This window comes from Vibrio anguillarum (genome assembly GCF_001989995.2).
GTDB lineage: Bacteria > Pseudomonadota > Gammaproteobacteria > Enterobacterales > Vibrionaceae > Vibrio > Vibrio anguillarum.
The window spans coordinates 194,559-200,846 of record NZ_JAHGUP010000027.1 but is presented as its reverse complement, the minus strand read 5'-3'; the positions used below and the strand labels follow the sequence as shown (position 1 = coordinate 200,846).

Annotated in this window: 4 protein-coding genes and 1 pseudogene; 4 read left to right on the top strand and 1 reads right to left on the bottom strand. The window is 46.8% G+C overall.

Going from position 1 to position 6,288, the window contains the following annotated elements; all coding sequences use genetic code 11:
* From tnpB to PL85_RS08335, 4 genes and pseudogenes are all read left to right on the top strand, one after another.
* On the top strand, positions 1 to 213 hold a 213-nt coding region (gene tnpB / locus PL85_RS08350), incomplete at its 5' end, for an IS66 family insertion sequence element accessory protein TnpB (protein WP_194571116.1).
* Between the two features lie 86 nt (positions 214 to 299).
* A complete protein-coding gene (tnpC, locus tag PL85_RS08345; protein ID WP_081245518.1) occupies positions 300 to 1,829 on the top strand; it encodes an IS66 family transposase in 1,530 nt (509 codons plus the stop codon).
* 28 nt (positions 1,830 to 1,857) lie between these two features.
* Positions 1,858 to 2,686, top strand: a pseudogene (locus PL85_RS08340) (beta-CASP domain protein); the annotation flags it as partial.
* 246 nt (positions 2,687 to 2,932) lie between these two features.
* On the top strand, positions 2,933 to 4,822 hold the full coding sequence (locus tag PL85_RS08335; protein WP_017045419.1) for a methyl-accepting chemotaxis protein: 1,890 nt from the start codon (positions 2,933 to 2,935) through the stop codon (positions 4,820 to 4,822).
* A 66-nt stretch (positions 4,823 to 4,888) separates the two neighbouring features.
* Here PL85_RS08335 and PL85_RS08330 read toward each other — a convergent pair whose 3' ends face one another.
* Positions 4,889 to 6,124 carry a mechanosensitive ion channel family protein gene (locus tag PL85_RS08330; RefSeq protein ID WP_194573140.1) on the bottom strand — a complete coding sequence of 412 codons (1,236 nt, stop codon included), beginning with the start codon at positions 6,122 to 6,124 and terminating at the stop codon, positions 4,889 to 4,891.
* Positions 6,125 to 6,288: the final 164 nt, after the last annotated feature.

Genomic DNA, 6,288 nt, shown 5'->3' with positions numbered 1-6,288 from the left:
GAGAGGCTAGAGGTGAAACTACTCTGGTCTACTCACCATACCAATGGCTTCTGGCTTTATTACCGCCGACTGGAGAAAGGCCGCTTTAAATGGCCGAAACCAAATAAATTGGGTCACGTAGCTATTTCCAGACAGCAACTTCAGTGGCTATTATCAGGGCTTAATCTGGAGCATCCTAAGGCTCACCAGCCCTTATATGGTCTTGAAGTGTGAGCTAAAACCATGATCGATATAAAGGGCTTGAACGATCCTTTTCCTCTGTCAGACTAACAGCATAATCTTGACCAAGAGCCTGACAAATGAATGACCTTCCTGATGATGTAGAACAACTGAAAGCGATACTGTTAGCGCTTCAGGAAGCCAACCTGGCTAAGGATAAACTGCTACAGGCTCAGCAAGAAGAAATGGCTGAGCTTAAAACACGGGTGGAACTTCTACTTGAGCAACTCAATCTCAGTAAATCCAAACGGTTCTCTTCCCAAAGTGAAAAGGTGGCTAAAGGTACCTTTAACGAAGCAGAGCAGCAAAATGCGCTGAACAAGCCAGAGCCAGCCCATCATAAAAAAGGACGTAAGCCTTTACCCAAAGAGTTAGAGCGGGAAGTTCAGGTGCATACGCTGAATGCGCCACACTGCGAATGTTGCGGTCATGAACTGCATAAGTGTGGCGTGGAGACTTCGGAAGAGCTGAAGATCATCCCTCAGAAAATCAGTGTGCTCCGTCATGAACGAACCAAATATGCTTGCCGCCAGTGCGAGCATACCGAAATCAGTAGTAAGATAGTGACAGCTCCAAAACCCGCTAGCATGATCCCCAAAAGTATCGGCAGCCCAGAAACCTTCGCCGCCATCGTTACAGCAAAATATGTGGATGCATTACCGCTATACAGACAGGTTGATATCCTCAAACGCGGTGATATTGATATCAGCCGAGGTACTTTGGCAAACTGGTGCGTTCAGTTAGGGAGTAAAGTTGAAGTCATTATCGACCAGATGAAAGCCCATCTGTTATCAGAAAGCCTTATCTGCGCAGATGAAACCACGGTACAGGTGCTATCGGAGCCAGGCAAGACAGCTCAGAGTCAATCCTACATGTGGGTCTACCGAAGTGGCGAGTTCCATACGACTCCCGTAGTCATCTACGATTACCAACCGAGTCGAAGTGCAAATTGTGTAAAAACCTTCTTGGGTGACTACTCAGGGTATCTACTGTCAGATGGATATCCTGCCTATGACACACTGAAAACAGTAACACAAGCGGGTTGCATGGCACATGTGAGACGTAAGTTCACCGATGCTCAAAAAGCCCAACCAACAAAGAAAGTGGGCCGTGTAGAGAAAGCGTTGAACTATATTGGAAAACTCTACGGCATTGAACGGGAAGTCAGAGGGCTAAGTCCAGAAATACGACAGCAGATTAGGCAACAAAAATCCAGCCCCGTTCTTGATGAGTTCCACAAATGGCTGGTCGGAATCAAAGAAACACAATTACCGAAGGGAAAGCTCGGGGTTGCTATCAACTATACGATAAACCAGTGGCCAAAACTCCTTACCTATCTGGCAGACGGAAATATCAGCATCGATAATAACGTGACTGAAAGAGATGTGCGTCCGTTTACGACTGGGCGCAAAAATTGGATGTTCTCAACTTCAGTTGGCGGAGCAAAGGCCAGTGCAAACCTCTATAGCCTGGTCATGACTTGTCGTGCTAACGATATCAATCCGTACTTCTACTTCGTGCACCTGTTCAGGGAATTACCGAAGCGCTCTTCAAGTGATGATCTGACTGATCTTATGCCATGGAATGTAGAAATCCGTGAGGCTGAATAAGGCCTCACTGGTTAATTGAGCGTTTACGTTTTCAGGGGATTTAGGTCCCAGCAACACACCCTTATTGCCGGACCCAGTCTCTCCGCCTCGCGCTGATTATCTGCTGATTGAATCAACCTACGCGAACAAAACCCACGACAATGTGCAGCTGCGGGCGCAGCGCTTAAAGGACATCATCAACCGTTCTTTGCAAGACGGTGGCACCATTTTAATTCCAGCATTCAGTGTGGGCCGAACACAAGAGCTGCTGTTTGATATTGAACAATTGATCTTCAGCGGTGAAATCGATGGCAATATTCCGATTATTTTAGATTCACCCATGGCGCAACAGGTGACGAAATCTTACCGAAAGTTTAAAAAAATTGTGGGGAAAAGAGGCGAAAAATCGTTTGGATGCACAAAGGCATCCGCTTGCGTTTGAACAGTGTATTACCGTTCAAGATTATCGAAGCCATCAAGCATTGGTCAACCGTTTAGCCTCAACAGGGGAAGCGGCGATTGTGGTGGCCGCGTCTGGCATGTGTGAAGGTGGCCGAGTGATGGCCTATTTAAAAGCGCTGTTGCCTGATAAAAGAACCGATGTGATCTTTGCGGGCTTCCAAGCACAAGGCACTCTGGGCCGAGCAATTGCGCAAGGCGATCACTCGGTAATGATCGATGGCGATGACGTACTAGTGAATGCACAGGTTCACAGTATGTCGGGCTATTCTGCCCATGCCGACCAAGCCGATTTGTTGCGCTTTATTGAGGGCATTGCCACTAAGCCTAAGCAAATTCATTTGATTCATGGAGAGCCCACCACAAAGCAAGCTTTTGCGGTTACGTTGCGCAGTTTAGGTTATGAGGTGATAGATTGAGCGCAATGTTTTGCCGTGTTAATTGCACTGTTAATAGAAGTAACTTACTATTAATGGGTGTAAAAGATTTTTATCCATTAGCAACTAAACGATAACGCTTTGTAGCTTAGATAACGCTTTGTAGCTTAGATTGTGGCTTGGACTTTTTGTCGGTTAATTACGACGCGGTGTGAGTGCAAAGTGTACATGTGTAGTGGGCGATTCTTACAAGTAAAATCTAATCTATTTCACCAATGGGGGTGAGTTGTGAATCTATCGTTAAAAGGTAAGTTGATAATGACAAGTTTGCTTGTTGTTATTGTGATGGCGGTGGTGTTGACGTTACTGTCGGCAAATTTATTGAAAGATGAAACGGAGAGTGGCATCAAGGAAAGGGTGTATGGTATCTCGAAATCGGCAACGAGTTCGATTACCCAATGGTTGGATGTTCGTAGCAAAGTCATTAGTGCGGTGATCCCTCACACGATGAAGGAAGATTCACTGCCTTTTTTACAGCAAGCTCAGCAAGGCGCACAGTTTGATTTACTCTATTTCGGCACTGAGCAAGGCACCATGCACCGTTCTATTCCGTCTCGAGGCGCAGACAATGCAAGCTATGATCCTCGGACAAGAGGATGGTATCAAGAAGCGAAAAATAGCTCCGGCACGATATTAACTGCCGCCTATGCTGATGCGATCACGGGCGCTTTGATGGTAACGCTCGCTGAACCGATTAAAAAAGACGGACAGTTTTGGGGCGTTATTGGTGCTGATGTGTTAATTGATCAATTGGTGAAGGATGTCATTGCGATTGATGCAGGGGCAAAATCAAACGCTATGTTGATCAACCGTGATACCGGGTTAATTGTTGCACACCGTAATAAAGATTTGATTCTCAAACCGCTGGCTTCTTATAGCCCTAACCTAACGCAGCAAGTCATCGACCGCTCAATGGCAGAGAATAAAATACAAACCGTGATGGTTGGTGATGTCGAAAAATTATTATTCTTTACCGCCGTTCCTGAGACTGACTGGGTGCTCGGCATTGAGCTCGATAAAGAGGTGGAGTACACCAATATTGGCGCGCTCTTTATGCAGTTAACCTCGATATCAGTCGCCATTACAATCTTGGTCGTGATCGTGTTTTCGGCATTGGTTGGCTTCTTACTGCGTGACTTGGGCCGAGTCTCCCAAGCATTGGCGGAAATTGCAGACGGTGATGCTGACCTTACGCAGCGCATTGAACCACGTTATCAAGATGAAGTAGGCGCACTGGCGAATAACTTTAATCAGTTCGTCGGTAATATGCACGGCATGATCAAGCGCTTCCATGAAGTGTCGCAAGGGTTAACACTGCAAGCAGAAAACACCGCAGCGCAAGCCCATGAGCGTACCCGACGCATTATGGTGCAACAAGATGAAATCAACATGGTGGCCACTGCGATTAACGAAATGGCAGCCGCAACGCAAGAGATTGCAGGCAATGCAGATAATACAGCGGCCACGTCTTTGGATACGGTGAAAATTTCTAACCACGGTGTTGAGCAGGTGAAAAATACTCAACAGTCGATCAGTGAGTTGTCGAAAGAGATGACGGTGGCCAAAGAAGTCATTGAGAACTTGAACCAGCACGCACAAAATATTAATACGATCTTGTCAGCGATTCAGGGCATTGCTGAGCAAACCAACTTACTGGCACTGAATGCGGCGATTGAAGCGGCAAGGGCAGGTGAGCAAGGGCGTGGATTCGCGGTGGTAGCGGATGAAGTTCGGGTACTCAGCCAACGGACGCACAGTTCGACACAAGAAATTCAACAGACGATTGAAACCTTGCAGAAAACCACGACTCAGGCCGTGAACATCATGACTGAGAGTAGCAAGCTTTCCGAAAGTAGCGTGGAAGATGCTAACGTGGCCGCGCAAAGCTTAGTGAAAATTGGTGAAGCGGTCGGCACGATCAGCGATATGGCAACCCAAATTGCAACCGCCGCAGAAGAACAGGCGTCAGTCACAGAGGAAATTACGCGTAATACCCAAGGTATACGCGACGTCTCTGATGAACTGGCAAAAGAAGCGCAAGAAGCTTCCCAACAAGCTGAATTGCTTTCTAGCTTATCTAAAGAGCTTCAACAAGAAATTAACCGCTTTAAACTGTAACCCTTCTCGATCACTTTATGATTAAACCTCCCCCATTAGGGGGAGGAAACTCAGGCAATGTCATGTTTACCTTGCGAGTGCTTGAAAGTCACTGCCAGTTGGCGCTTGAGAAACGCGTAGGCCGAAGTCGGGCAGTACGGAGTAAATGTGGTCAAAAATATCGGACTGAATACCTTCATACTCGACCCACACGACCGTATTGGTGAAACAATAGATCTCCAGCGCGACGCCATCGTGCGTGGGGGCCAGTTGGCGCACCATTAATGTCATGCCTTGGTGAATTTGGGGATGGTTACGCAAGTAACGTTCTAGATAGGCACGAAAACTGCCAATGTTGGTTAAGCGGCGGCCATTGATGCGGCAGGCTAAATCGAGTTGGCTCATCTGATTATAGGCGTTGAGCTCTTGTTCTTTCTCGGCCAAGTAGGGCTCTAAGAGTTGTGCTTTGCGTAGGTAGCTTTGCTCTTCTGGCGTCAGAAAGTGAATGCTATTGGCATCAATTAATACGCTGCGTTTAATGCGTCGGCCGCCTGATTCTTGCATCCCTTTCCAGTTTTTAAACGAATCAGAGATCAAGGCATAAGTAGGAATAGTGGTGATGGTTTTATCCCAGTTTTGCACTTTGACTGTGGTCAGGCTAATGTCGATGACGTTACCGTCTGCGCCATATTTGGGCATTTCAAGCCAGTCACCGACGCTTAGCATTTGGTTCGCTGAAAGCTGAATCCCCGCCACTAATCCTAAAATCGGGTCTTTAAATACCAGCATGATGACCGCCGTCATCGCACCTAAACCGCTCAGCAGTAGCACTGGTGATTTGCCAATTAAAATCGACGTCGCGAACAGTGCCGCGATAACAAATGCGATGATTTTGATGCTTTGAATAATGCCTTTGAGCGGAATGTTACGGCTGGTTGCGCTGCGATAAAGTAACGTTTCCACCACATTGAGCAGAGCGTAACTGCTTAACAGGCCAAAGAGGATAATCCACAGTAAGGTCAATGTATGCAGCAGTTCGTAAGTCGCACTGGCGTGGCTAAGCCATAACTGAGTTTGAATTGAAATGACAATCCCTTGAATTAACAAGGCAAAGCGGCTGAAAAGCTTTTTGCTAAACAGAATGTTTTGTAAAACTTGTGCGTTGGTTGTGCGCCGCTGTAGCCATAGGCTCCCCCCTCGGTGCAACACTAAATGGATAACGATAGAAATAAGCGCGATAAGCCCAAGTGCTTCAGCAATCGGCAGCAGTTGTTCTAAATTAATGTTCAGTGATTGTAGCCACGAAGTGATGGCTGAAGGCATGATTTGCTCCTTGTGTCATTAGGCGATACCGTTCCTGTTTTACCGCATTAACTCGTGTTCGATGCGGCAGTGTATTCTCGACAGCAATGGCAAGTGGTTTGCGTGTCTATAGTAACATTGAGTTAAGGTTTCCCTAGGCTTAGTGCCGATTATTAACCGCTATT